A 25,668-nucleotide genomic window follows, 5' to 3' on the forward strand; every position below is an offset into this window, starting at 1 on the left:
GGACGCGCTCTCAGCGACCACGTCCCTGGAGCGAGGCCAGATAGGCGTTGTACGCCACCAGCTCCTGGTCCCCGTCCCGGTCCGCCGCCCGGTCCTTGCGCCGGGACTGCCGCTGCTCGGCGAGGTACCACTGCATGACCAGCGCGATCAGCACGATGACCGACGGGATCTCACTGAACGCCCAGGCGATCGCACCGCCCGAGTGCATGTCGGAGAGCGGGTCCACACCGAGCGAGGCGGGGGGATGCTCGAAGGTCTTGATCATCGGCTGGCTGGCCATCATCAGCGCGATACCGAAGAACGCGTGGAACGGCATCCCCATGAACAGCTCCAGGATGCGCATCACGTATCCCGGCCGGTGCGGTCCCGGGTCGACGCCCATGATCGGCCAGAAGAAGACCAGGCCCACCGCCAGGAAGTGCACCATCATCGCGATGTGCCCGACCTTGCTGCCCATCAGGAAGTCAAACAGCGGGGTGAAGTACAGCGCGTACAGGCTGGCGATGAACAGCGGGATGGTGAACGCCGGATGTGTGATGACCCGCATGTAGCGGCTGTGCAGCAGGGTCACCAGCAGCTCGCGCGGCCCCCTGCGACCGCGGCCCGCGGTGGGCAGCGCGCGCAGCGTAAGCGTCACCGGCGCGCCGAGCAGCAGCAGGATGGGGGAGAGCATGCTGATGATCATGTGCTGCACCATGTGCACGCTGAACATGACCATGCCGTAGTCGTTCAGCTTGGTGCACATCGTCACGCCCACGGTCAGCACTCCCGCCGTGAACGCCACCGTGCGCACCACCGGCCACTCGTCGCCGCGTCTGCGCAGCCGGACCACGCCCCACACGTACAGGCCGAGCGCCAGCAGGCAGCCGATCAGGAAGAACGGGTCCCCGCTGAACTGCAGGCCCCGCTGCCAGGTGAACGGCGGCATATCCATGTTCATGTGCATGCCGTGCATGCCCGACATGCCGTGCCCGCTGTGATCCATCCGCAACTCTCCTGTCGCGCCTCGCCCAGGGCGCCCCTTTGCAACCGTTTCGACCGGTGCGCCCGCACCAGACTAGAGCCGCCCCCGCCCGAGGCTTCGGGCCGGGGCGGCTCGTTGAACGCTCATCCGTGTCGCGGTCTCACAGAACGCACTCGGCTTCCACGTACCGCTCGGCCGGAACGGTCTTGAGGTGGTCGACGGCCTCGGCCAGCGGCACCAGCGTGATGTCGGTGCCGCGCAGCGCCGTCATCATCCCGAAGTCGCCGTTGTGCGCCGCCTCCACCGCGTGCCAGCCGAACCGGGTGGCCAGCACCCGGTCGTAGGCGGTCGGCGTACCGCCGCGCTGCACATGGCCGAGGATCACGGGGCGGGCCTCCTTGCCGAGCCGCTGCTCCAGCTCGACCGACAACTGCCGGGCCACACCGGCGAACCGCTCGTGCCCGTAGATGTCGGTGCCACCGGTCTCGAACGGCATCGAGCCCTCACGCGGCTTGGCGCCCTCGGAGACCACCACGATCGCGAACTTCTTGCCCGCCGCGAACCGCTTGCCGACCACCTCGGTCAGCTCCTCGATGTCGAACGGCCGCTCCGGCACCACGATCGCGTGCGCACCGGCCGCCATGCCCGAGTGCAGCGCGATCCAGCCGGTGTGGCGGCCCATCACCTCGACGATCAGCACCCGCTGGTGGGACTCGGCGGTGGTCTTCAGCCGGTCCAGCGCCTCGGTCGCCACCATCACCGCGGTGTCGAAGCCGAACGTGACATCGGTCGAGGAGATGTCGTTGTCGATGGTCTTCGGCACGCCCACGATCGGCAGTCCCGCGTCCGACAGCAGTCGGGCCGCCTTGAGCGTGCCCTCGCCGCCGATCGGGATGATCGCGTCCAGGCCGAGGTCCTTGACATGGCCCTTGGCCCGCTCGACACCGTCGCGCAGATGCGCGGGCTGCACCCGTGACGAGCCGAGGATGGTGCCGCCGCGGGCGAGGATGCCACCGACCGCGTCCAGGTCCAGCTTGCGGTAGTCGCACTCCAGAAGACCCTTCCACCCGTCGTGGAAGCCGATGACCTCGTCACCGTGGTCGGCCACGGCGCGGTGCACCACGGACCGGATGACGGCGTTCAGTCCGGGGCAGTCGCCGCCGCTGGTCAGCACACCAATACGCATTGCTCTCGCTACTCCTGCACCTGCAAGTCAACCGGCGACCGGACCCCGTCGTCCGGAAGGACCCCGACAGCCTATCCGTACGGGGAGAACATCGGTCCGTCGTGCCGGTTTCGTCCGGATGACGGAATCCCAGGCTCCGCGGGGCGGTTCAGGCCGACGCCTCGGTGGCGGCGGCGATCCGCTCGGCGCGCAGCGCCTCGTACCACTGCTCGTCGACCGGCGGCAGCGCGTGCACGTCGAGCGCCAACTTCAGCAGCATGTCGGCGATCTGCGGGTTGCGGGCCATCACCGGGCCGTGCGCGTAGGTGCCGAAGACCGTGTCGCACCAGGCGCCCTCGGTGCCGTCGCCGGTGCCGTTGCCGCTGCCGAAGCGGAGCCGGGCGAACGGGCGGGCGCCGGGGCCGATGACCGTGTTGCCCTGGTGGTTCTCGAAGCCGGTCAGCGGCGGCAGGCCGAGCCGCTCGTCGATGTCGCCCATGATGTCGCCGACGTGCCGGGCGCCCTCGTTGCGGACACTGCGCACGTCGAGGATGCCCAGGCCAGGCTCGGGGTGGCCGAGGTCGTTGATGAACTCGGTGCCCAGGATCTGGTAGCCCGCGCAGACCGAAAAGACGATGGCACCGTTGCCCACCGCCCGGTTCAGTCCGCCGTCCCGGCGCAGCCGCTCGGCGGCCAGCCGCTGCGGCCGGTCCTCACCGCCGCCGATCAGGTAGATGTCGCCCGAGGTGGGGATGGGCTGGTCGGAGCGTACGTCGATACGGGTGACGGGGATGTGCCGCTGCTGGGCGCGGCGCTCCACCACCAGGACGTTGCCCTGGTCACCGTAGGTGCTCAGCAGGTCGGGGTAGACCCACACCAGGCGCAGGCTGGTGTCGCTCATGCTCGCAATCCTTCTGTAGGAGTCCTGGTACGGGCCGGTCAGTTGCCGACTGCTCGGCGCAGGTCCTGGAACGCCGTGTAGTTGGCGATGACCTCGATCTTGCCGGGTGGTGCCGAGCGCACCGCCTCGTCCACGTCGGCGCAGACCCGGAACTGCAGTCCGGCGACTTCGAGGCGGACCGCCAGGTCCAGCTTGCGGTCGCCGATCACGAAGATCGGGTGTCCGGCGAGCCGGGGATAGTCCACGTCCCACAGCCACGAGGTGTCGGTGCCGTCCGCGCTGCGCGCGTTCACCGACAGCAGCACCGGGGCGGGCGGGCCGTCGATCAGCGAGAAGGTCTCCAGCCAGCCCGCGGGGTTCTTCGCCAGCAGCAGCCGCAGGTCACGGCCGAGGTAGGAGACCACGTCGTACCGTCCGGCGACCGCCTGCACCGCGTACATCCGCTCCAGCGCGATCTTGGGGGCCACCCCGAAGACCGCGGCGACGGCGGCCGAGGTGGCCGCGTTCGCCTTGTTGGCCCGGCCGGGAAGCTGCAGCTGGATCGGCCAGGCGACACCGTCGGGGGCGATCACGTAGTCGCCGGACAGCGCCCAGGTGGGCTGGGGGCGGCGGAATCCGCACTCGCCGCAGAACCAGTCCTCGGTGTGGCGCTGGAGCACACCGCCGCAGGACGGGCAGGACCAGGCGTCGTCCTTCCACTCCTGGCCCGCGGCCACCCACACCACGGTCGGGCAGGAGGAGGCGGCCCAGGCCACCAGCGGGTCGTCAGCGTTGGCGATGACGATCGCCTCGGTGCCGGCCAGGCCCTCGCGCCACTTCTCGGCGAGCATCCGGGTCTCGCCCGCGCGGTCGAGCTGGTCGCGGGAGAGGTTGAGCAGCGCGATGGCCTTCGGCGACACATCGCGGGCGACGCCCGCCAGGTACTTCTCGTCGACCTCGATCACGCCGTACCGGGCGTCCGAGCCGCCCGCCAGGGCGGAGGTGATGCCGGCGGGCATGTTGGCGCCGAGCGCGTTGGAGACGACGGGACCGGCCGCCCGCAGCGCCTCGGCGATCAGGCGGGTGGTGGTGGTCTTGCCGTTGGTCGCCGACACCAGGACCACGTCCAGGTGCCCGGCGAGCCGACCCAGCAGCTCGGGGTCGAGCTTGAGGGCCACCCGGCCGCCGATCACCGATCCGCTGCCACGGCCCGCGGCGCGCGACACCGCCGCCGCGGCCTTGCCCGCCGTCACGGCCAGCTTCGCCCGCGGCGACAGCGGCTCCGTGTTGCCTGCCATCGTCTTTCGATCCTCCTCGCGTTCGACACCGGGCCTCCGGGTGCGTTGTGCACCACCGCCTGGATGGGGGTGGTGTAGCGCGTCCGCCGGTGCCGCACCGCGGCTGGGATGCCCGCGCGGGCCGCGCCGGTCCGCCGGGGCGGAAGGCTTCGGTCGCGGATCAGCCTATCGAGTCCTCGGGCCGCCCCCGCACCGCGCCATGGCCTGCCCGGCCGGGGTACGCGATCCGCCGGGGGTCGCCGGCTGGGCGTTCGGCTTGCTGCTGGGCGGTGAAATGCCCTGTTTCGGGGTGGTGTTGGGGTTGGATCTTTGGTGCGTTGCGGGAGGTTCGGCACCTGGGGCCGCGGCGTTGCGGTTGCTCGCCGTCGCGCCGGACATCCGCATCCCGGGATCGCCGGGACGGCGGTCCCGGCGCGGCGACGTAACCTTGCCGCCATGAGACCCCGCACCATCCCCGGCAGCTCGGGAACCGTACGGCCGATGCGGCTGCTCGGCGATCCTGTGCTGCGGTCGTCGGCCGCCGAGGTGACCGGCTTCGACCCGGAACTGGCGCGGCTGGTGGAGGACATGTACGCCACGATGTACGCCGCCGACGGCGTCGGACTGGCCGCGCCGCAAATCGGTGTCCCCTTGCGGGTGTTCGTCTACGACTGCCCGGACGACGAGGACCGCCGCCACCTCGGCGCGGTGGTCAATCCGCGCCTGACGGAGGCGGACGGCGTGGTGGTCGGCGGCACGGAGGGCTGTCTGTCGCTGCCCGGTGTCACCGCCACCACCCCGCGCTTCGACCGCGCCGTTGTGGAGGGCTTCGACCCGCACGGCGAGCCGGTACGGATCGAGGGCACCGGGTTCTTCGCCCGCTGCCTGCAGCACGAATGCGACCACCTGGGCGGCGAGTTGTTCACCGACCGCCTCACCGGGCTGCGCCGCCGCCGAGCCCTGCGCGCCGCCCGTCGCGCGCCGTGGGCCCGCGGCGGGTAGGGCGCCCTCAGAACCCGGGGCTGCCCGGCACGTCGCCCGCCGCCGCGAGGCGGCCCCACAGCAGGTCGGCCAGATGGGCCACCAACTGGCCGCGCTCACAGGGGCGTTCGGCCAGCCACCAGTCGCCTGCCGCGTGCATCATGCCGACGATGCCGTGGCCCCACACCCGCGCCAGCTCCTCGCCGTTGGGGCCGAGGTCGAGCCGTTCGGCGATGATCTTCGCCAACTCCTCACCGAGTCGGCGCAGTAGGGGCGCGGAGTAGCGGCGGGTGTCGAAGCCCTTCTCGGCGTCCGCGTCCTCGGTGGGATGCATCAGAAAGCGGTACACCTGCGGGCGGGCCTCGATGGCCGTCAGATAGGCGTCCAAGGTGGCCTCGACCCGGTCGCGGCGGGCACTGCGGGAGTCCAGCGCGGTGCGCAGGTTGTCCAGCAGCGCGTCGGTGTGCCGCTTGGCGAGTGCCCGGTACAGACCGCTTTTGTCGCCGAAGTGCCGGTACAGGATCGGCTTGGTGATCCCCGCCTCGGCGGCGATGGCGTTCATGGACGCCTCGGGTCCGTCGCGCAGCACCACCCGGTCCGCGGCTTCGAGCAGCTCCCGGCGCCGGTTCTCCGTCGCCTGCTGCTGGTCCAGTCGCTGGCTGGTCTGCATCGAGCCTCCCCGCCCGTTCGATTCTCGCGCTGTGCGCAACGTACTGCATTTTCCGGTGAACGCCGCAATGCCCTGCGGCTTCCCGGCGGGCGGCAGGTGGCGCCTTGGTGCGCAAGCTGGCGGTTGACATCCCTACCGGCCGGTAACACACTGCGTGTTACCGTAAGTAACAAGCAGGTGGAGGGGAACGATGGGTGACTTCTCGCTGGAGCTCAACGACGACCAGAAGGGCGTCCGCGACTGGGTGCACGGCTTCGCCGCCGACGTGATGCGCCCGGCCGCCGCGGAGTGGGACGAACGCGAGGAGACCCCCTGGCCGGTGATCCAGGAGGCCGCCAAGATCGGCCTGTACTCCATGGACTTCTACGCCCAGGCGTTCTTCGACCCCACCGGGCTCGGCATCCCGGTCGCCATGGAGGAACTTTTCTGGGGTGACGCGGGAATCGGCCTGTCCATCGTCGGCACCACGCTGGCCGCGGTGGGGGTGCTCGCCAACGGCACCGAGGAGCAGATCGGCACCTGGGTGCCGCAGATGTTCGGCACCGCGGACGATGTGAAGGTCGCCGCCTTCTGCTCCTCCGAGCCGGACGCCGGGTCGGACGTCTCCGCCATGCGCACCCGCGCGGTCTACGACGAGGCCAAGGACGAATGGGTGCTGAACGGCACCAAGACCTGGGCCACCAACGGCGGCATCGCCAACGTCCATGTGGTCGTCGCCGTGGTGGACCCCGAACTCGGCGCGCGCGGCCAGGCGTCCTTCATCGTCCCGCCGGGCACGCCGGGGCTGTCCCAGGGGCAGAAGTTCAAAAAGCACGGCATCCGCGCCTCACACACCGCCGAGGTCGTACTGGACGGCGTACGGGTGCCCGGCTCCTGCCTACTCGGCGGCAAGGAGAAGCTCGACGAACGGCTGGCCCGCGCCCGGGAGAAGCAGCGCGCGGGAGGTAAGCGGACCAAGAACGCGGCGATGGCCACCTTCGAGGCCTCCCGCCCGGCGGTCGGCGCCCAGGCGGTCGGCATCGCCCGCGCCGCGTACGAGGTCGCGCTCGACTACGCCAAGACCCGGGTCCAGTTCGGCCGCCCCATCATCGACAACCAGGGCGTCGCCTTCACCCTCGCCGACATGCGCACCCGGATCGACGCCGCCCGCCTCCTGGTCTGGCGGGCCTCCTGGATGGCCACCGCGGGCAAGCCGTTCACCGCCGCGGAGGGCTCGATGTCCAAGCTCTACGCGGGCGAGACCGCGAAGTGGGTCACCGCCCAGGCCATGCAGATCCTCGGCGGCAACGGCTTCACCCGGGAGTACCCGGTGGAGCGCATGCACCGCGACGCCGCCATCTACACCATCTTCGAGGGCACCAGCGAGATCCAGCGCCTGGTCATCGCCCGCAGCATCTCGGGGCTGCCGATCCGCTGACGGGAAACACCTGGAGGCCACGCGTAGATAGCCGCTGAAGAAAGGGCCCTCCCAGAGCATCTGGGAGGGCCCACAGGTGTCGCAATGGGGTGATCAAACAGCCGCTGGGGCCGGTGGGAGGAGTGGATCTGCTGGGCCCGCAACGGAGACAAGTGGAGCGCCGAATGACCACCGTCCTGCCCGCCGCGATGTGCGCATGCTGCGAGCGGCCGATACGCGCCCGCGTGGTGTGGTGCTCGCAGACGTGCCGCAACCTCGACGACCCCCACGACGACCAGGGCGAGCCCGAGCCTGGGGATGACTGAGGAGGGAACGCCTGGTCGTGTGATCACCCGTTTGGCGGCGTAGATTCTAAAAAACAAGACCTTCAGGTGTGTGCGGCAGAAGGCCCGCCACTGTTGCGGTCTTTGTCGCCCCGGCATTTTGCCCTCTCCGGTCAGCCACGCGGCCGAGTACGTGTCCGGCCGATCTCTCAGGCCTGTCAGGAGGGTTCCATGCGCAGACGACTGATACCGGCGGCTCCATTTTGCGCTGTAACGTCGTCCCCCTTTCCTATGTGTCGTGTGGCTCTGTCGACGTTGGCCCCGGGGAAACCCTTTCTGTGCGGGTCACGAGCGACGCGACGGCACAGACCGGGACGGTACAGGCCGCTGATTTCCAGGCATTCCTCAATGGCGCGAAGATCAAGGATGTCGGGCCAGTCATTAGTTCTGATCAAAAACCCCAAGTCATCTTGAAGAATCTTACGACCTCTACCGTGACGGTAACGATGCAAGCCAGTGCCGGCGGGTTGGATTTTGGGTTTCTGACAGGTGGCTACATCGTCACCGGTCCCTGAGCCTCCAGCGGCTCCATCGCGGACCTAGCCCGACGAGCTGCTCAGCTAGTCCCCCGACGCTGCGCCCCGGCCTCGATGACGAGGCCGGGGCGCAGCGTCGTGTCAGCGTGCTCCTCCGAAGATCTCGTGGGTGCAGCTGACCGCTGCTCTCAGCTGTGTTTCATTGCCAGACAGCGGATGCCGAATACGTCGCCGTAGCGGTTGAAGTAGGAGACCAGGCTGTATCCCTGGGCGACGAGCGTCGGGTTGAGCCAGCGGCAGGCGGCGTGCAAGTCGATGGCGTAGTGGACACCGTTGTATCCGACGCATCGCCATCCCGCGACATTGTGTACGTCGAGAGCCGGGGTGTTGTACCCGAGGGCCTTACAGTAGCCGCCCAGCGGCATGTCGCTGGGGGATGAATAGTCGATCGCGTTGATCGCCCAGCAGCGTCCGCCCACGAACCGGACGTTGAAGCCGGCTCGCACCAGATCGCTGAACTGCCAGTCGCAGGCGGCGAACAGGTTCAGCGGCGTCCAGTACGCGCCGTTGTTGTAGTAACAGACCCAGGGGTTGGAATTGCCATTGTCGATCTTCTCGGCGCCCTGGTAGTGCATCGCCTGGCAGTACTCATTGAGCTCCATGCCACCGAGGTCTCCCGTGGTGGCACTGGCCATGGGGGCCGCGACAAACAGGCACAGAACAGCACCAAGAAGGGTAGTGAATAATCGAGTACGAGTGCGAGACATGTGTCCCCCTGTTGAGGTCGGGGCGGCTACTCGGGAAGAAAGCATGGGCACTCAGGCATCCAATAGGCTCCCGTCCCATATGCCAGCTGTCAAGGCCATGCCATATTGATCAGAAACTCAAAGTTTCTATTCGGCCTTCATCGTGCCGGGCTGGCCGCAGTGAGTCTCAGCGCTACGTTGTGCGGCCCCGAGTACGCGCGGCGTCTCGATCACCCGCCGTCCGTCCAGTTGCACGTGGCCGAGGGCATCCTCCGCGAATGGGGCTGGCAGCAGCAGCCTCACCACCTCCGAAACCGGCGCGGCGCCCGCTGCGTATGCGGGGCGATCTGCGCCGCCGTGGCGCTCGGCGTCGGCTCCGAGCACGCCGCACACCGGGCCGCAGGGCACGTCCTCCACGTCCTGCGTGACCGCGGCTGGCCACACCTGATCGGCGACTGGAACCAGCAGCCCGGGCGCACCCCCCAGCAGGCATATGGGAAGCCGAGCAAGCCCGAATCGAGGAGACCCGCTCCCGGGAGATCGCCAACTACCACGTCATGAGTCCGCGGCAGTTCGAAGAGGGCATCGCCTACCTATGCCAGCGAGACGGCTGCACGGACGTGCAAGTCGTTGGTGGCCGCGGGGACCTCGGAGCCGACGTGAAAGCCATAGCCCCCGACGGGCGCCGCATCGTCATCCAGTGCAAGCGCTACGGGCCGAGCAACAAGGTCGGCTCCGGGGACATGCAAAAGTTCGGCGGCACCTGCTACGCCTGGCACCGAGCCGATATCGCCGCGCTCGTGACGACCTCGACGTTCACCAAGGACGCCGCAAACTACGGGAGGAGTATGCGCATCGGCCTCTATGACGTCGACGCCCTCGCCGGGTGGGCCTCCCGAACCGGTCCGGCGCCCTGGCAGTAACCCGGCCGACTGTTGAGCCCATGCGCGGGGCTTTCGCATGCCCGAACCGACGCCCGTGACCTGCTGTTCGCCGGTATGCAGATCCAGGGGGCACGATGGGGAAGCGTCGGCAGGTGCGGATCGCGTTAGTCGCCGTGAGCGTGCTGGTGATCGGAAGCCTGGCGATACTGCGCTACGTGGCCACCCCGCTCATCGACTGGATCTGCCGCGACTTCACCCTCTACTGGTGAGACCGCCTACCGCCGCCCCGCGCACCGTCGCGCGGGGCTTTCGCATGCCCGGGCATGGTCGCGGGCCGGGCGCATACTGGCCGTGAGAGCGCCGGGAGGCGGGCGATGACTGATCCACTGGAGTTCCTGGTAGCGGCCCACGGACGGGCCGAGGAGATCGCACGGGCCCTACGCGATGACCTGTGGTGGCCGCCCGAAGCCGAACGTATCGAGGTCTACACAGACAGCAACATCCTGATCGCCGGAGCTGACGACACCATCCGGTGCCTGACCGCGGCCGCCGACCCGGCCGCAGTGCTACGCCGGATCGCCGCCGAACGCGAACTCCTCGCCCTGCACCAGCCGGAACGCGAGGCGTACATCTACCCGGACGTGGATGGGCCCGAGCCCGGTGTGCTCACAGTCGCCTGCAAGACCTGCGCCCAAGGTCAGCACTACGACCTCCGACCCGAAGTGTTCCCGTGCCCCACGGTCCGGCTGCTCGCCGAAGCCTGGGGCTGGACGGAACAGGAGGAGCAGCGGTGACGCGGAGCTTTCGCATGCGAGCCGAGTAGTGAGACCCTAGGCCACAGGTTCGCAGCACCGGGGGACACTATGACGAACCCATTCAAAGGCCGCCGCCGACCGATCCGCCGAATCCTCTACATACTGCTGGCCATCGGCCTGATCTGGCTCGCCTGGCACCCACACCACTGGCACACGGGCGGCGACCCCTGTAACCCCGTCGGTAGCTACTACTGCGGATCGTCCAACTGGCAGTGGTAGCAGCCTGTCGACCGCGGCATCATCGCCCGGGCGATCCATCGGCGGTCGAGCGACATGCGAACCGGTTTCATCGTCGGCACCGCACCCAGCTGGGAACAGAGTTCGTCGAGGGCGGCGGCGCACTCCTCCCGCGTATCCGCGTGCCTCACCGCCATAACAGCAAGTGGACCATGAAACCCGCCTGAGTGGGCCAATTGGTCACATCCGGGCGTTGTCGCGCACCAGGAGCACAATGGGCGCGGCACCCTCACGCAACCCGGGAGGCCCCGCGCGTGTCGACCCCGAGACCCTGCCCTGGCCTGTGCAACAACCCATGGCGCCGCGCAGAAACCGAACGCCACCCACGGCACCACCCACGACCTCCAGCCCACCTGGGGCGACCCCGTCCACTGCGCACGCTGCACCCACCGCGCCCACACCGAACTCCTCACCGCCATAGGCTGGAGGCCGTCCACGGCACACGCGGCATGCCCACCGGCACCATCGGACGCCACCCCACCCACCCCGCATGGCCCGGACAAGCATCCCGACTCCTCACCGACCACATCCTCGGCGCCCTAGTCGAGTTGGAGGAGGGCATCCGCCAACTCCGCAGCCTCATCCGGAGGTCAGCCCGCGGACGGGAAGGCGCCACCGCGAACGCCGCGATGACGTTCCTCGCCGCACACCTGGATTGGGCACTGGCCCACCACCCGCTCGCCGTCGAGGTCCACGACCGGCTGTCCGGGAACCCGGCCGCGCAGATCCACGGCTGGCACCGCACAGCCCTACGGTTCACCGCCCGGGACACAAGGCTGGAGCACCACCGTGTGCCGTGCCCCCGCTGCGAGTTGCTGGCCCTGTTCCGTGCGGACGGTGACGACTACATCGAGTGCCGGAACTCCAACTGCGGCCTGCTGTTGACCCCGGCGGAGCTGTTCGCGCACACCAAGGCCGTGGCCGTCGAGTACGCGCAAGCCGCCGCTTAGTTGACGAATGAACAGTGTTACGCGTAACTTCATCGGCAGGTACAGGTGTGCCCACCGATCCACAAGCCCCGAAGCCCCTCGGCTCTGGGGCTTTCGCATGCCAGGAGAGACCCGTGATCAGCATTGACGGAGACCTCGACCAACAACACACCCTCTCGACCACCGCCGAGGGGCCGGGGCAGCGGGCGTCGAGTCTGGTGTCATCCGGATCTGGGCGCACCGCGGGCACCTCAAGCGCGCCACCTGCGAGAAGTGCCGCATCCCGAAGTACCGGGCCATCGACGTGGTGAAGGCCGAGAAGGCCACCCGGGAGCGCGCCCGCCGCACCTACAACGCCGCCTAGACAGCCGCGCTTTCGCCCTGGATCACCTGATGGGAGGTGACCCGGTGCGTCGTCGCCTCGCCGCCGTTGGTCTGATGGTCGCCGCACTCCTCGGACTCAACGCCGCCCCTGCTCCAGCCGCTCAACACGGCTTCCGCCTGATCTTCGCCGACGGGTTCAACCAGCGCACACCGCTCGGGAGCTTCTCCGGCTGCGACCACAACGACGACACCCCGCAGGTGTACCGCTCTGGCCTGACCGGCAGCATGCGCGCGAACTGGTGGGCCTACCCCGCGGGTTGGCCGGACACCGCGACCCAGCGCGGCTACCCGGTCGGCGGCTACTACGACCCCGTCACCACCCTGTGGGTCGTACCCTCGCCGTGGGGCGACGGGCAGTCGCACATCCGCATGTGGCGCGGCTCGTCCGGCCCGGTCCACTCCGCGACCGTCGTACCCAAGGCCGCCATGGGTCTCAAGTACGGGGCCTACCAGGAACGGTGGCGCGTCTCCCACGTCGCCAAGGGTTACAAGAGCGCCCACCTGCTGTGGCCCGTGTCGAACTCGGACCAGTGCTCGGAGAACGACTTCCCGGAGTCGGAGGGGGACACGCAGGTCGCCGGGTTCATGCACCCCTCCAACTACGGCGAACAAGTAGCCGTCGACACCGGCCAATCATGGGGACGCTGGCACTTCCTGCTGCGGTTCACCGAGGGCAACGTTCCCGACCTGAGTGATGCCCTTGACACTGGAAGAGGTCGATGGGAGCCCGCAGCTGAACAGCCGGACCTGCGGAACCGTGCACGCCGCGGGTGGGTGGCGGTCGCCGTAAATCGAAACTTCGTTCACCCTGTTGGGTGACTGACGCGATGCTCTGCGCGCTGTTGACTATTGCAGAGTGAGCAACACCCTCAGGCGTGTCGGGATCTCCCGCAGTGGATGGTCCCCCTCGGTAGGTCCCGGCACTGAGCGAGCCCCTTCCCGGACGCGGGAGGGGGCTCATGCCGTTTCGGGGGAGAAATGGGAGACGATCTTGCCCGCGCAACCCGGAACAACACCGATCCAGCGCGGAGCAACCCCGGAGTAACGCAGCGCTGACCAGCAGCGGAACTGAGTTGGCGCAGGGCCAGCCCAGCCGACACCGCCATCTACACCATCTTCGAGGGCACCAGCGAGATCCAGCGCCTGGTCATCGCCCGCAGCATCTCGGGGCTGCCGATCCGCTGAGCGATTGGGGCGGCAGGACGCTACTGCTGGGTGATCGGTTCCTGCAGTTCGGTGACCATGCCGTCGAGGTCTTCGGGGCAGGCCAGGGTCACTTCGCGGTTCGGCCCGGCGGTGCGGTAGCCCGCATCCTCGATCCAGCGGGCCAGCGCCTGGTAGGTGGGCAGGCAGTCGTCCATCGAGCCGCGATGGACGATCGTGGCCGCCTGCTCCACCTCCGGAAGGTCGACCACCGCGAAGTCGAAGGCATCATCGGGCTCGACGTTCACCGGAAGACCGGCGTGGACGATGACGCTTTCCCCGTCCCCAGCGTCCTCGTAGTAGGCGGTCGCCGGACCGACCGGAGTGACCCCCGCCCGGTCCAGGGCCGAGCACAGTTCGGCGTACAGTTCGCGAACGACCGGGCCGATCGACAACGGCTCCAGGGTCTTCGCGGTACCGGTCATCTCCGCGACCCGCACGGCGGGAATGCGCTTGATCGTCACTTCTTCGCTGGGCATGGTCCCCTCGCTCTCAATCATCCGGAGCCGCGCCTGGACGTGCGCCAGTCGAGCCGTGTCCGTCGCGATCTGGGTCTGGAGCTCAGCCTGCCGCAGCGTGAGCATTCCGCGCAGTTCCCCAGCGGTGACGTGATCGTCGAGGATCTGCTGGACCTGCTGCAGGGTGAATCCCAACTCCTTCAACGCGACGACGCGGTTGAGCCTGGACAACTGGCCCGCCTCGTAGGAGCGGTAGCCGGTCGCGGGGTCGACGTGCGCGGGCCGGAGCAGTCCGATCGCGTCGTAGTGACGCAGCATGCGGACCGACACCCGACCGTGCCTGGCGAAGTCTCCGATACTGAACATGGCGTCTCCGGGTGTAGGCCCTCACACGATGTGAGGGTCAAGCATCGGCCACCACCGCACCGGCTCCGGACGCGGTGGTCAAGCCTGAGGTGGTCAAGCCTGATCCGATTCCCGGAGCGACGACGCGAACTCTCCGGCCCGCCAACCTCCTTTCGTACGGGGGTAGATGTAATGGCCATCCGTCAGCTATGCTGATGGTGTTCGGGCGCCGCTTCCCCCGTGCGGCGCCCGAACCTCACTTCTCCCGCACCGCGGTTGAGGGCGCCCGTACCGCGTGCGCCAGGTCCTCCAGTGCTTCCGTGACCAGTTCGGCCGCCCGCGCCAGGACCGGGTCGGCGGTCCGTTGGCCCGCGGAGCCCAACTGGGCCTGAACAGGCTCCCGTTGCCGGATCGCCGCTGACATGGATGCCGCCGTGGAGCGCACCGCCTCGGCGAACGCGTCGGCTTCCGGAAGCGGGGGTGCGTCGCGGGGCGGTAGGTGGGCCTCCAGGAGCATTCCGCCGCGGGCCATCAACGTCAGTGCGTCCTTGGCGAGTTCGCTCGCCCTGGGCGACAGGCCGCGATGGCGCACCGGCTCGGCGCGGGCCCGGCCAACGGCCTGGTCCCAGGCCAGCCGGGCCGAGCGGAAGTCCAGCAGCGCCTCGCGCACCCGGCGGTGTCGGCGGCGGTCCGCCGGGTGCGCGTAGCAGGCGGCCACCTCCGCCGTGTACCGCCCGGTCACCTCGAGCCAGTCGGCCAGCCGCTCGCGCAACCGCGGCGTCTCCCAGGCCGGGAAGACCGCGTACGCCGCCATGGCCAGCGCACCGCCGATCAGCGTCAGCAGCACCCGGTCGGTGACCGCCTCATGCCAGCCGACACCGATCATGCCGAGCAGGAAGACCACGTACGCCGCGATGCACGCGGAGGTCACCGCGTATCCGGTGCGCAGCAGCAGGTACATCAACCCCAGGCAGCACACCGCCAGTCCGGCGCACACCAGCGGCCCGGGAGCGGCGAACCGCATCACCGCACCGGCCACCACCAGCCCGGCCAGCGTTCCGGCGAACCGCGCCACCCCGCGCGCGTACGTCTGGGAGAAGTCCGGCCGCAGCACCATCGTCGAGGTCACCGGCGCCCAGTAACCGTGCCCCAACGGCAGGGCCCGGCCCAGCAGATAGCCGAGCGAAGCCACCACCGACAGCCGTATCGCGTGCCGCAGCACCGGGGAGTCCCAGCGCATCTCGCGCCGCACCGCCCGTACCGCGAGCGGCAGGAGCTTCGGCACGGTCGGCCGCAGCAGCGCGCCCTGCACGGCCGCCTGGTCGGCGGCGCTCGGGCCGTTCGCCTCCTCGACGGCCTCCTCGAGCAGCGCGGTCAGCCGTCCGGCCGCCCGCCGCGCCGGACCCGTCAGCGGCGAGCCGCCCTCCGGCTCCTCCAGGGCCGCGGCGGTCCGGCTCGACAGCCGCACCGGGCGGCCGGTACGGATCGCGTGCGCCACCGCGTCCAGCACCTCGGCGGCGCCGCCGAGCAACTGGCGGGCCCGGTCCCGTTCCGGACCCTCGGACGCCGCGCCCAGCGCCGGATCCGCCAGCGAAGCGAGCACCGGTCGGATCCGCTCCGCCACCGCGCGCCCGCCGCGCAGTTGGGCCGGGCGCCGCCGGGCCTGCCGCGGGGTCACCGCCGCCGCGCTGCGCGCCGTCATCATCGGCTCGGGTTCGAACGGCGCCATCGGGTCGTGCCGCAGTCGCCGCGCGTAGTCCGCCACCGTGGCGAACGCCTCGGCCAGCGCGTCGCGTTGGGCGCCCCACCGGCGGATCGGGAAGAGGACGATCAACGCCGCCTGCACCAGACCGCCGAAGGCGATCACCCCGGCATGGCCGAGCGCCCCCAGCACGCTGGTGGGCAACGTCACCACGACCAGCATCACCGTGACCGTCAGCGCGGCGACCACGCCGCTGGTGGGTCCCAGCGCCCAGGCCGTTCCGGCGCCCAGCGACCACAGCGCCAGCAGCGCGACGAACGCGCCGGTGCGGCCCGCCGCCAGGTATCCCAGGAAGGTGCTGACCGCGAGCCCGCCGCCGGCGGTGAGCGCCAGCACCGGGCGCGGCCGCCAACTGCGCTGGAAGGTCGCGATTCCGGCGGCGAACGCCCCGAACGCGCAGGACGCGGCGAACGCCGGTGTGGTCAGCCACAGGGCCAGCGCGATGACCACCGCCACTCCGGCGGCACCGCGCAGGGCGGCCAGCGGCTCCAGCTGGGCCCGCTCGACGGACAGTCCGGAACGGACCGCCTCGCGGAGCGAACGCTGCCAGGTCATTCCCGGATCATAGGGATGATCCCTATGAAACAGATAGCACCCCTCGGCGGCGCACGGCGGAAAATCCCGGCTGGAACCGCGACCGGAAGCATGTGGAGTACATCAACTGGCGCGGCAGGCGCCGACCTTCTGGTTCAATGGCGTCATGGCCAGCTTGAATGACACCGCGACGGGTCGCAGTGACCTTGAGCCGTTCTGGCCGTCTCGGCAGGCGCACGACTTCGACCGCCTGTGTTGCCGCGCGAACCGCGCGCGGGCCCACGCCCACGGCTGACCCGGAAACGGCCACCGCCGTCGGTACGGCCCGGCCCCGCGCACGACGTCCGCACGTCCCTTCGCGCGAAAGAGCCGAGACCCCATGCCGAACATCTCCAGCACCCACACCCTGCACGCTTCCATCCCGGCCCGCCAGCGGCTGCGCGCGGTACGGCCCGACGAGGTCGTTCCGGCGCCGGACTTCCTGCCACCGGGCGCCACCTGGATCCCCGCCCCCGGGCATTCGCTGCCCGCGGCCGCCGGGCAGCCGCCGATGGTCGGCTACCTGGTACTGGTCCCCGCCGACCAGGCCCCGCCGACGGAGGCGGCCGAACCGCCCGGTTCCGGCGACCCGATCCTGATCGACCACGAACGCCGTACGGCCAGCATCGACGGGCGCGAGCTCGACCTGACCTACCTCGAGTTCGAGCTGCTGGCGCACCTGGTGGCCCATCCGCACCGGGTGCACACCCGCGACCAGTTGGTCAACACCGTCTGGGGCTACGGCCACGTGGGTGACGGGCGCACGGTGGACGTGCATATCGCCCGGCTGCGCCGCAAGCTCGGTCCCGAGCACCGGGCGGGCATCGTGACCGTCCGCCGGGTCGGGTACAAGTACGCGCCGCTCACCGGCGACTGACCGCACGCGACGCGGTGCGGGGCCGTGACCATGGCGGCCCGCACCGCGTTGTTGGTGCGGGGTCGCCCGGGCGGGGAACCATAGCCGTGGGGTGGGCGTCCTGAAGTCCATCACCCGCTCCGACCGGCTTAAGGATGCGCCAGCGATGAACGAGGACGCGGATCGCTCGACCCCCGACGGCACGCGCTCGCCCGACGCGCCACAGGAGCGTGAGGCGGTGCCGCGGCAGCAACGGGTGGATGTGCGGCGGCGGTTGATGGCGCTGCGCCGCTGGTAGGCCTCCCGGCGGACCGGTCGGCGTCCCGCGCCCCGGGGCCGCGCGGCGCGTTCGGCGGCTGCGGTGATGTGTCCTGCGCTGGACCGCGCCGTCGGGCTTGCTCGCCGATACCACGGGACGCCCCGCCCACTGCCCGAAAAGCGCCGTCGGCGTGGCCGACCCCGTGCCCCCGCCGAAGGCCCTGACGTCGTAGCCTTACCCCCGCGTTCACCCGCGACGTGGAAGGCGAGGCGCCACCGATGCCCGAAGTCAGCCCGCTGGATGCGGCCGTAAGCGGCCCGTTCGGCCCGCACAATCTCCCGTACGGGGTCTTCACCACCGCCGACGCCCCCGGCTCCGCGCGGATCGGCGTGCGGATCGGCGACCATGTGCTCGACGCGGGCGCCGCGGCCCGCGCGCTCGGCTCCGAGGACGCGGTGCTCCTCTCCCAGCCGGTGCTCAACCCGCTGATGGCCGCCGGTCGGCCGGTGTGGCGGCGGGTGCGTGCCGCGCTGACCGCCTGGCTCACCGAGCCCGAGCACCGCGGCACCGTCGAACCGCTGCTGCACCCGCTCGACTCGGTCGGACTGCGGCTGCCCTTCGAGGTCGCCGACTACGTCGACTTCTACGCCAGTGAGCACCACGCCACCACCGTCGGCCGGATCTTCCGCCCCGACGCGGACGCGCTCACCCCGAACTGGAAGCATCTGCCCATCGGTTACCACGGGCGGGCCGGAACGGTGGTCGTCTCGGGCACCGATGTCGTCCGCCCCACCGGGCAGCGCAAGGCGCCGCGTGATCCAGAGCCGGTCTTCGGCCCGTCGACCCGGCTGGACTACGAGGCCGAGGTCGGCTTCGTGGTCGGCACGCCCACCCGGCAGGGCGAGCGGGTGCAGTTGGACGCGCTGGCGGACCACGTCTTCGGCGTCTGCCTGGTCAACGACTGGTCGGCGCGCGACATCCAGGCGTGGGAGTACGTGCCGTTGGGCCCGTTCCTCGGCAAGTCCTTCGCGACGTCGGTCTCACCCTGGATCGTCCCGCTGGACGCGCTGGAGGCCGCACGGGTCGTACCACCGGCGAGGGACACCGCGCTGCTGCCGTACCTCGACGACGCCAAGTCCGAGTGGTGGGGCCTGGACCTGCGGCTGGAGGTTGCGCTGAACGCGGAGGTGGTCTCCCGCCCGCCGTTCGCCGCGATGTACTGGACGGCGGCGCAGCAACTGGCCCATATGACGGTCAACGGCGCCTCCTTGCGCACCGGTGACCTGTTCGCGTCCGGCACGGTCAGCGGTCCGGGTGACGACGAGCGCGGCTGCCTGCTGGAGCAGACCTGGAACGGCCGTGATCCGCTACGGCTGAGCGGTGGCGTCTCACGCACCTTCCTGGAGGACGGCGACGAGGTCACCATCACCGCCTGGGCTCCGGGTCCGGACGGCAGGCGGGTCGGCTTCGGCGAGGTCACCGGCCGGGTGTCGCCCGCCGTGTGACCAACCGGGGGGCGCCCGGCCCGGTCGCGGTCCGGGCGCCCCTTGCGGTTCCACGGTAGCGCTGGGCGGCCCTCAGTAGCGGATGACGCTGGGCCGTTTGGCGGGCGCGTGCGGGGTACGGGCGGCGGCGCCGCTCGGCGTCATGGAGAACGAACCCCCGGACAGCGGGCCCGGCGCGTAGCCGCCGCTGGTGAACGCCTGCGGGTTCGTCGCGTCGAGCGACTGGCCGTCCACCGTCACACCGGAGAAGTCCAGTTGGCTGAAGGACGGATAGCTCTGGGTGGGGGACTCTATGACCGCCTCGGCGCTGACGTTCTCCGCGGCCAGGTCCTTGTCGACGTGTTCGGTCCAGCCCTTGGTGTTGTCGGTGAGCGTCAGGGTGTAGCTGCCGCCGCCGTTGGAGACCACTGAGGCGGTGATGCTGTCGCCTTCGGAGACCGGGTCGTTCCAGTACACGGGGGCGGCGGGGTACATCTCGTACCAGGCGGAGAGCACCGGCGAGCCGCTGGAGCAGTCGGTCTGCACACCGGTCTGCTCCACGGTCTGCGAGCCGTAGCCGTCCAGGCCGATCCAGGGGGCGAACAGGTCGCTGCTGCTGTTGCAGGTGACATGCGGTTCGGTCCAGGAGCCGCTTATGGTGCTGAAGCTTCCGGTGGCGACATAGCCGCCCCAGTTGCTGTCCTGGAAGCGTCCCGCGTGCGGGCCGAAGCCCGTACCGGAGGCGGCCGCTGATGTTCCGGCACCCGCCGGGATCACAGCGGCGGCGAGCAGCAGACCCGCGGCTGCCGCCCGGCCGGTGAAACGATTGCGTCTGGTTCCTGCATTCGTGCCCATGTACCGGTCTCCTGTGGGGGATGGAGTCGATGTTCGGGGGCCTGTCAGACCGGGGTTCATCGTGGGTGTGGCCTGCGTGAACCCTCAAGAGTCAGGGGCCAACCGGAACCCGCCATGGCGAGAACATGACACAATAGCGGGTGGTGGCGGGTACCGCTCGTCGAGCTCGGCCCGCCCGGAACCGAAGGGCGGTCAGGGTGTTCCCAGCCGGTTTCCACGCGGTGTCAGGCGGAACCCACTGGTCGGCGCCCATGCGCGCGGCCTCGGGCGGTCTGCTCGAAGGCCTTGGCATTCCCGAAGCGGAACAGAGCACCTACCTACGTGTCCTCGCCTCTCCGCACTGTACGGCAGCTGGTCTCGCCGCGGAGCTGGGCGTCACCGCCGACCGCGCCGAGCGGCTGCTGGCCGCGCTCGCCCAACACGGCCTGGTCACCCGGCATGACGGCATCCCGGTCCGCTGGTCGGCGGCGGCGCCCGATGTCGCCGTCGAGGCGCTACTGCTACGCCGGGAGGAGGAACTGCTGCGCACCCGCGGCCGGGTGAGCGAGCTGATGCGGGCCTACCGGCGGGCCCAGCAGCCGCACGCGGCCGATCTGGTGGAGGTGGTCACCGGCACGGCCGCCATCGCCGAGCGCTGGCGCCAGATGCAGGACGGCGCGCGGCGGCACCTGCTGCTGTTCGACAAGCCCCCGCACATCTCGCGCACCGACACCGAACTGGAGCGCTCCCTGCTGACCCGTGGAGTGCGCGTCCGCGCGGTGTACGAGGCGGGCTCGGTCAGCGCCCCCGGCCGACTGGCCGAAATACGCCAGGTGGTCGCGGCGGGGGAGGAGGCGAGGATGCTGCCGGAACTGCCGTGCAAGCTGGCCATGGTGGACGACCGCTGGGCGATGCTCCCGGTGGCCACCGGATCCGAACTGCGGGCCGCGGTACTGGTGCGCGCCTCGTCCCTGCTGGACGCGCTGACCGGAATGTTCGAGGCGTACTGGCACCGGGCGGTACGGGTGCCGGACGCGGGCGGCCCGGCGTTCGGCGCGGAGGACCGCAGGGGGGAACTCCTCACGCTGCTGTCGGCCGGGTTCACCGACGACAGCATCGCCCGCCAGTTGGGCGTCTCGCCGCGCACCGTCCAGCGGTGGGTGCGCGAGGTGATGGACGCCCTCGGCGCACGGACCCGGTTCCAGGCGGGCATCCAGGCGGCCCGGGCCGGACTGCTGTAGTTCCTTACCGTTCATCAGGACTTGCCAGGAGTTCACCTTATGGGGTGAATGTCTCCTCGGGGAGCGGCGGGCGAAATTATTTCTTGAGGAATCCTGCGTAATTCCGGAGTGCGCTTGGTGGCCCGCCCGACGGTATGACGCGCTGTCAGTTCACGGTCGCCGTACTCCCCATTGCCTGCCCTTGGTGAACGCATTACCGCAGGTAGTCGCAGTTGGGGCCGAGTCTGTCGGGCTCGGCGCGCCGCCCCGGGCGAGCCGTTACGAATCCCGAACACCCCTTCCCTGATGGCCGCGTGGCCTGGTTACATGGGTGTTTCACGGCCTACGGGGCGGGATCGCGACCTTGTCCCGAGGCGGTTCGGTCGGCTAGCTTCCTGAGCGCCAGACACCACTCAACGGGGTGGCAGTTCGCCTCGCATGTCATGGGCATGCTTGTCTCCTGCCGTCCGCGTGCTACCCCCACCCCTGGCGTGCCCCCATCACGGCAGGGCGCAGCACACGTGCGAGTGGCGATTCCCGGGACAGCGCCGGGTTCGGTTCCACCCCCCTGGGTGGCCTTCAGCGCTGTCCCCATCCCCCCAGGGAGGGCCGTTCATTGCCTATATCGTCTCCCTCCGCGCACAGGCGCAAGCGCGGATTCCGCAAGGGTGCCATCGCGGCGGCGTCACTGAGCGCCGTGGTCGCCGGTACCTACGCGATCGTCGCCCCGGCGGGCGCGGCGTCCACCACGTCGACCGCCGCCAGCCAGCCGCACGTCAAGCGGATGTGCTCACAGCCGAGCCAGCCGGGCATGATGTCCTGTCTCGCGCTGGTGCGCACCGACATCGTCAAGCACAACATGGCGGGCGCCAACGACACCCCGCAGGGCTTCGGCCCCGCCGACCTGCGCAAGGCGTACAACCTCACCGGTGACGGCGCGGGCCAGACCGTGGCCATCGTCGACGCCCAGGACGACCCCAACGCCGCGCAGGACCTGGCCGCCTACCGCAAGCAGTACGGGCTGCCGGACTGCGGCAACGGCTGCTTCAAGAAGATCGACCAGAACGGCGGCACCAACTACCCGTCGGCTGACGCCGGTTGGGCCGGTGAGATCTCCCTCGACCTGGACATGGTCTCGGCCATCGCGCCCAAGGCCAACATCCTGCTGGTCGAGGCGAACTCGGCGAACATGAACGACCTCGGCGCGGCGGTCAACCAGGCCGTCAAGTCCGGGGCGAAGTTCGTCTCCAACAGCTACGGCGGCGGCGAGGACGCCACGGACGCCCAGGCGGACAGCCAGTTCTTCAACCACCCGGGTGTGGTCATCACCGCCTCGGCGGGTGACTCCGGGTTCGGCGTGGAGTACCCGGCGGCCTCGCCGAACGTCACGGCGGTCGGCGGCACCTCGCTCACCAAGGACTCCAGCCAGCGCGGCTGGAGCGAGAAGGTCTGGGGCACAAGCGCGGGCGGCGAGGGCACCGGCTCCGGCTGCTCCACCGTCGAGGCCAAGCCCAGCTGGCAGAAGGACAACGGCTGTGCCAAGCGCACGGTGGCCGATGTCTCCGCGGTCGCCGACCCGGCGACCGGTGTCGCGGTCTACGACACCTACCAGTCCAACGGCTGGCAGGTCGTCGGCGGCACCAGCGCCTCGTCGCCGATCATCGCCAGCGTGTACGCGCTCGCCGGTGCGCCGTCCTCGGGCAGCAACCCGGCGTCGTTCCCCTACAAGAACGCGTCCGCGCTGAACAACGTGACGTCCGGCTCCAACGGTACGTGCAACCCGTCGTACCTGTGCAACGGCGGCCAGGGCTACAACGGCCCGACCGGGCTCGGCACCCCGAACGGACTGAAGGCGTTCACCGGCTGACGCCCCTGATGTGACACCGAGCCCCGGTCGCGAGCCACGCGGCCGGGGCTCAGTGGTCCCGGCGCGTCGTCGATGCCGCTGATCCGCGTCGTCGCCAGCGTGGTGCGCACGCTCGGGCAGGTGTACGCGGGGTGCGCGGCGCTGTCCTGGGCCAGCCGGACGGCGGCGGCCGCGCAGCGCACCGGCGACGGCTATGTGGTCCCCGTCTCCCGGGAGTTGGGGCGGGTGCGCGGCGCACGCAGCCGGACGCCCACGGAGGGAGCGGGCGCGCCGCGCTGCGCGCGCGCCGAAGAGTTGACGCCCCGTCGGCCTCCGGCGCTCCCGGCGACACGCCGTTACTGATTGCCGATCACCTCCGTACGGGTAGTGGCCTGTTGGGGCTCCAAGCGACTTGACATCCACCACGCTCAGTGGTGGCGGTTGGCGGGGGCGAATGTCCCGCTTCGTAGGTGAATTCCGGTCAAGGTCTGGTCAGTGGACGGCAAAGATTCACGCAGGGAGGTAAAGCATTTGATAGTAAAAACCAAACACTCTTGTCCAGGTCATGACCTGCCAGGTGGGATCGCCGCAGTCGTCCGAGTACGACTTCCCTCCATACAAGGAGAGTTCATGCGAAGAGTTCGTCCCCGGCCGCGCGCCGTGGCCGCAGCCGCAGGGGCCACCGCCCTGGTCGTCGCCGCGGCGATTTCCCCGCTGAGCGGGACGGCGGCCGCCGCGCCGCAGGTCAAGCCGGTCCCGGCGATCGCCGGTCACTCCCTGATCAAGGGCGTGAGCGCTCCGCTGACCACGGAGCAGTGCCAGGCGAAGTGGAAGCTCGCCTGCTACACACCGCTGCAGTACCGTCAGGCCTACGACCTGAACCCGCTGTACAAGAAGGGCGTCACCGGCAAGGGGCGCACGATCGTGATAGTCGACTCGTTCGGCTCGCCGACGGTCCAGCACGACCTGGACGTCTACAGCAAGACGTTCGGCCTGCCCCACACCCAGGTCCAGATCAAGAAGTGGGGCAACGTCCCGCCGTGGGACCCCAAGAACGCCGACATGACCGGCTGGGCCGGTGAGACCACCCTCGACGTCGAGATGGCGCACGCCATCGCGCCGGACGCCAAGATCGTCCTGATCGAGACCGCGGTCGCCGAGACCGAGGGCGTCACCGGTCTGCCGGAGATGATGGACGCCGAGAAGTGGGCGATCGACCACAACATCGGCGATGTCATCACCCAGAGCTTCGGGGCCACCGAGAACACCTTCCCGGGCTTCGACAAGGGTGACTTCTCCAGCATCAACAACCTGCGCTACGCGTTCAAGGACGCGGCCAAGCACAAGGTGACGGTGCTGGCGTCCTCCGGTGACGGCGGCGCCACCGACAACACCGCGGACGGCAAGGGCTACTACAAGTACCGGGTGAACTCCTGGCCGTCCTCCGACCCGCTGGTGACCTCGCTCGGCGGTACGCAGCTGCACCTGAACGACAAGGGCGACCGCCTCAAGCCGGACAGCGTCTACAACGACCACGGCGCCGGCGGCGGCGGCCAGTCGCACGTCTTCACCCGCCCGGCCTTCCAGGACAGCGTGAAGAACGTCGTCGGCACCCGCCGCGGCACCCCGGACGTGTCGATGGCCGCCGCGGTCGACGGTGGCGCCTGGGTGTACTCCAGCTACGACCCGACCTCGGTCGGCTGGGACATCTCCGGCGGCACCAGCGAGGCCAGCCCGCTGTTCTCCGGCATCATCGCGCTGGCCGACCAGGTGGCGGGCCACCGGGTGGGCGACATCCACAAGGCGCTGTACAAGCTGAACAGCCTGTCGGCGCACAACCCGTTCACCGGGATCGTGGACGTCAAGGACGGCACCAACAACAGCTACGCGGGCGTCACCGGCTACACCGCGGTGAAGGGCTACGACATGGCGACCGGCGTCGGCACCGTCGACGCGGCCCGTTTCGTCCCGGCCCTGGCGCGGCTGAGCTGACCCCCTCCCGGGGGCGCTGAGCGGCTCGAAGCGGAAGGCCCGGATCCGTGCACAACGGATCCGGGCCTTCCGGCGTTCGCGTGCTCACCGCACCCATGGCTCGCCCGCCCGCACCCGGCGGACGTACCGTTCGACGAGCCTGCGCAGCACCAGCACGGTGGCGTCGATGTCCCGCTCGTCGATGTCGTGCAGCGCCTCCCGCAGCGCCTCGCGGTTGGAGCGGCGCAGCCGCACCAGCACCGAGGTGCCCATTGGCGTGATCGTGATGTTGCGCGCGCGGCGGTCGGTGGTGTCCGGGGTGCGCTCCACCAGCCCCTGGAGCTGGAGTTGGGCCACCTGGCGGGTGACATGGGACGGCTCCACCAGCAGACGAGCGGCCAGGTCGCCGACCCGGCAGGAACCGCCGTCGTTGTCCAGCGCCATCAGCAGGTGCACGTCCGACCTTCCGATCCGAACGTCCGCCCGGGTCACCGAGTGGTCATGGGTCTGTGGGCGGGTGAGCAGGTAGGACAGGCTGAGCAGAACGCGTTCGAGGGCCGCGGTGGCGTCGTCGGCATCGGGGGCGTCGGACATGGCGGAACTCTAGTCCCGCGGGGCACCCCGGACACCAGGTCGTCGGGAACCGGCCAACTTCCGTCCGGTGGAGCTGACCCCTTGTTTCCCCGCCGGGCGCGGGAGGTAGCGTGTC

The 25,668-nt window shown here is 70.0% G+C and carries 28 protein-coding genes and 1 pseudogene; 19 read left to right on the forward strand and 10 right to left on the reverse strand.

Annotated elements, in window-relative coordinates:
• Positions 1 to 10: 10 nt before the first annotated feature.
• The 4 genes from NON19_RS00835 to NON19_RS00850 form a co-directional block, all read right to left on the reverse strand.
• Positions 11 to 985 (reverse strand): cytochrome c oxidase assembly protein, encoded by a 975-nt coding sequence (locus NON19_RS00835; RefSeq protein WP_255924550.1) that lies wholly within the window; start codon positions 983 to 985, stop codon positions 11 to 13.
• Positions 986 to 1,124: 139 nt separating this feature from the next.
• Positions 1,125 to 2,150: a 6-phosphofructokinase gene (locus tag NON19_RS00840; protein ID WP_255924551.1), complete on the reverse strand. Its 1,026-nt coding sequence runs from the start codon at positions 2,148 to 2,150 to the stop codon at positions 1,125 to 1,127.
• 148 nt (positions 2,151 to 2,298) lie between these two features.
• Entirely contained in the window at positions 2,299 to 3,030 is a 732-nt protein-coding gene (locus tag NON19_RS00845; RefSeq protein WP_255924552.1) for a type 1 glutamine amidotransferase, read from the reverse strand.
• A gap of 38 nt (positions 3,031 to 3,068) precedes the next feature.
• Positions 3,069 to 4,307 carry a Mur ligase family protein gene (locus NON19_RS00850; RefSeq protein ID WP_255924553.1) on the reverse strand — a complete coding sequence of 413 codons (1,239 nt, stop codon included), beginning with the start codon at positions 4,305 to 4,307 and terminating at the stop codon, positions 3,069 to 3,071.
• Between the two features lie 435 nt (positions 4,308 to 4,742).
• On the opposite strand from NON19_RS00850, the gene def reads away from it, so the two are divergent.
• Positions 4,743 to 5,288 (forward strand): peptide deformylase, encoded by a 546-nt coding sequence (gene def, locus NON19_RS00855; protein WP_255924554.1) that lies wholly within the window; start codon positions 4,743 to 4,745, stop codon positions 5,286 to 5,288.
• 7 nt (positions 5,289 to 5,295) lie between these two features.
• Here the strand turns inward: def and NON19_RS00860 are convergent, their stop codons facing one another.
• Entirely contained in the window at positions 5,296 to 5,937 is a 642-nt protein-coding gene (locus NON19_RS00860) for a TetR/AcrR family transcriptional regulator (protein ID WP_255924555.1), read from the reverse strand.
• 190 nt (positions 5,938 to 6,127) lie between these two features.
• Between NON19_RS00860 and NON19_RS00865 the strand changes: the two genes are divergently transcribed.
• The 3 genes from NON19_RS00865 to NON19_RS00875 all read left to right on the forward strand — a co-directional run bounded on the left by NON19_RS00865 (position 6,128) and on the right by NON19_RS00875 (position 8,192).
• Positions 6,128 to 7,354 carry an acyl-CoA dehydrogenase family protein gene (locus tag NON19_RS00865; protein ID WP_255924556.1) on the forward strand — a complete coding sequence of 409 codons (1,227 nt, stop codon included), beginning with the start codon at positions 6,128 to 6,130 and terminating at the stop codon, positions 7,352 to 7,354.
• Between the two features lie 164 nt (positions 7,355 to 7,518).
• Positions 7,519 to 7,659, forward strand: a complete 141-nt coding sequence (locus NON19_RS00870) for a hypothetical protein (RefSeq protein ID WP_255924557.1) — start codon at positions 7,519 to 7,521, stop codon at positions 7,657 to 7,659.
• Positions 7,660 to 7,955: 296 nt separating this feature from the next.
• A complete protein-coding gene (locus tag NON19_RS00875; RefSeq protein ID WP_255924558.1) occupies positions 7,956 to 8,192 on the forward strand; it encodes a hypothetical protein in 237 nt (78 codons plus the stop codon).
• Positions 8,193 to 8,341: 149 nt separating this feature from the next.
• Here NON19_RS00875 and NON19_RS00880 read toward each other — a convergent pair whose 3' ends face one another.
• On the reverse strand, positions 8,342 to 8,815 hold the full coding sequence (locus NON19_RS00880; protein WP_255924559.1) for a hypothetical protein: 474 nt from the start codon (positions 8,813 to 8,815) through the stop codon (positions 8,342 to 8,344).
• A 264-nt stretch (positions 8,816 to 9,079) separates the two neighbouring features.
• Here NON19_RS00880 and NON19_RS33875 point away from each other — a divergent pair, with 264 nt between their 5' ends.
• From NON19_RS33875 to NON19_RS00915, 8 genes and pseudogenes are all read left to right on the forward strand, one after another.
• Positions 9,080 to 9,460: a DUF6197 family protein gene (locus tag NON19_RS33875; RefSeq protein WP_443729328.1), complete on the forward strand. Its 381-nt coding sequence runs from the start codon at positions 9,080 to 9,082 to the stop codon at positions 9,458 to 9,460.
• Entirely contained in the window at positions 9,457 to 9,822 is a 366-nt protein-coding gene (locus NON19_RS00885) for a restriction endonuclease (RefSeq protein WP_308213644.1), read from the forward strand. Before NON19_RS33875 ends, NON19_RS00885 begins: the two co-directional genes overlap by 4 nt.
• A gap of 95 nt (positions 9,823 to 9,917) precedes the next feature.
• The gene (locus tag NON19_RS00890; RefSeq protein ID WP_255924560.1) at positions 9,918 to 10,052 is read left to right on the forward strand and encodes a hypothetical protein; all 135 of its coding nucleotides are present in this window, start codon (positions 9,918 to 9,920) and stop codon (positions 10,050 to 10,052) included.
• Positions 10,053 to 10,157: 105 nt separating this feature from the next.
• Entirely contained in the window at positions 10,158 to 10,577 is a 420-nt protein-coding gene (locus tag NON19_RS00895; RefSeq protein ID WP_255924561.1) for a DUF6221 family protein, read from the forward strand.
• Positions 10,578 to 10,646: 69 nt separating this feature from the next.
• Positions 10,647 to 10,817 (forward strand): hypothetical protein, encoded by a 171-nt coding sequence (locus NON19_RS00900; RefSeq protein ID WP_255924562.1) that lies wholly within the window; start codon positions 10,647 to 10,649, stop codon positions 10,815 to 10,817.
• 467 nt (positions 10,818 to 11,284) lie between these two features.
• Entirely contained in the window at positions 11,285 to 11,785 is a 501-nt protein-coding gene (locus NON19_RS00905) for a hypothetical protein (protein ID WP_255924563.1), read from the forward strand.
• A 387-nt stretch (positions 11,786 to 12,172) separates the two neighbouring features.
• Positions 12,173 to 12,967 (forward strand): glycosyl hydrolase family 16, encoded by a 795-nt coding sequence (locus NON19_RS00910; protein ID WP_255924564.1) that lies wholly within the window; start codon positions 12,173 to 12,175, stop codon positions 12,965 to 12,967.
• Positions 12,968 to 13,243: 276 nt separating this feature from the next.
• A pseudogene (locus NON19_RS00915) lies at positions 13,244 to 13,333 on the forward strand (acyl-CoA dehydrogenase family protein); the annotation flags it as partial.
• Positions 13,334 to 13,353: 20 nt separating this feature from the next.
• On the opposite strand, the gene NON19_RS00920 reads toward NON19_RS00915, so the two are convergent.
• Both NON19_RS00920 and NON19_RS00925 read right to left on the reverse strand, forming a co-directional pair.
• A complete protein-coding gene (locus NON19_RS00920; RefSeq protein WP_255924565.1) occupies positions 13,354 to 14,175 on the reverse strand; it encodes a MerR family transcriptional regulator in 822 nt (273 codons plus the stop codon).
• A 235-nt stretch (positions 14,176 to 14,410) separates the two neighbouring features.
• Entirely contained in the window at positions 14,411 to 16,471 is a 2,061-nt protein-coding gene (locus NON19_RS00925; protein WP_255924566.1) for an FUSC family protein, read from the reverse strand.
• A 358-nt stretch (positions 16,472 to 16,829) separates the two neighbouring features.
• On the opposite strand from NON19_RS00925, the gene NON19_RS00930 reads away from it, so the two are divergent.
• The 3 genes from NON19_RS00930 (at position 16,830) to fahA (ending at position 19,109) form a co-directional block, all read left to right on the forward strand.
• On the forward strand, positions 16,830 to 17,366 hold the full coding sequence (locus NON19_RS00930; RefSeq protein WP_255924567.1) for a winged helix-turn-helix domain-containing protein: 537 nt from the start codon (positions 16,830 to 16,832) through the stop codon (positions 17,364 to 17,366).
• 145 nt (positions 17,367 to 17,511) lie between these two features.
• Complete coding sequence (locus NON19_RS00935; protein ID WP_255924568.1) at positions 17,512 to 17,643, forward strand: hypothetical protein; 132 nt, start codon at positions 17,512 to 17,514, stop codon at positions 17,641 to 17,643.
• A gap of 239 nt (positions 17,644 to 17,882) precedes the next feature.
• Positions 17,883 to 19,109: a fumarylacetoacetase gene (gene fahA / locus NON19_RS00940; protein WP_255924569.1), complete on the forward strand. Its 1,227-nt coding sequence runs from the start codon at positions 17,883 to 17,885 to the stop codon at positions 19,107 to 19,109.
• Between the two features lie 72 nt (positions 19,110 to 19,181).
• Here the strand turns inward: fahA and NON19_RS00945 are convergent, their stop codons facing one another.
• On the reverse strand, positions 19,182 to 19,943 hold the full coding sequence (locus NON19_RS00945) for a G1 family glutamic endopeptidase (protein ID WP_255924570.1): 762 nt from the start codon (positions 19,941 to 19,943) through the stop codon (positions 19,182 to 19,184).
• A gap of 251 nt (positions 19,944 to 20,194) precedes the next feature.
• Here NON19_RS00945 and NON19_RS00950 point away from each other — a divergent pair, with 251 nt between their 5' ends.
• The 4 genes from NON19_RS00950 to NON19_RS00965 all read left to right on the forward strand — a co-directional run bounded on the left by NON19_RS00950 (position 20,195) and on the right by NON19_RS00965 (position 24,980).
• Positions 20,195 to 21,163, forward strand: coding sequence for a helix-turn-helix domain-containing protein (locus NON19_RS00950; RefSeq protein WP_255924571.1), 969 nt, complete (start codon positions 20,195 to 20,197; stop codon positions 21,161 to 21,163).
• Between the two features lie 595 nt (positions 21,164 to 21,758).
• The gene (locus NON19_RS00955) at positions 21,759 to 23,009 is read left to right on the forward strand and encodes a S53 family peptidase (RefSeq protein ID WP_303653197.1); all 1,251 of its coding nucleotides are present in this window, start codon (positions 21,759 to 21,761) and stop codon (positions 23,007 to 23,009) included.
• A gap of 72 nt (positions 23,010 to 23,081) precedes the next feature.
• On the forward strand, positions 23,082 to 23,351 hold the full coding sequence (locus NON19_RS00960; protein WP_255924572.1) for a hypothetical protein: 270 nt from the start codon (positions 23,082 to 23,084) through the stop codon (positions 23,349 to 23,351).
• A gap of 267 nt (positions 23,352 to 23,618) precedes the next feature.
• Positions 23,619 to 24,980: a S53 family peptidase gene (locus NON19_RS00965; RefSeq protein WP_255924573.1), complete on the forward strand. Its 1,362-nt coding sequence runs from the start codon at positions 23,619 to 23,621 to the stop codon at positions 24,978 to 24,980.
• Between the two features lie 84 nt (positions 24,981 to 25,064).
• Here the strand turns inward: NON19_RS00965 and NON19_RS00970 are convergent, their stop codons facing one another.
• Positions 25,065 to 25,553, reverse strand: a complete 489-nt coding sequence (locus NON19_RS00970) for a MarR family winged helix-turn-helix transcriptional regulator (RefSeq protein ID WP_255924574.1) — start codon at positions 25,551 to 25,553, stop codon at positions 25,065 to 25,067.
• Positions 25,554 to 25,668 lie beyond the last annotated feature (115 nt).

The organism is Streptantibioticus rubrisoli (assembly GCF_024436055.1).
GTDB classification, from domain to species: domain Bacteria; phylum Actinomycetota; class Actinomycetes; order Streptomycetales; family Streptomycetaceae; genus Streptantibioticus_A; species Streptantibioticus_A rubrisoli.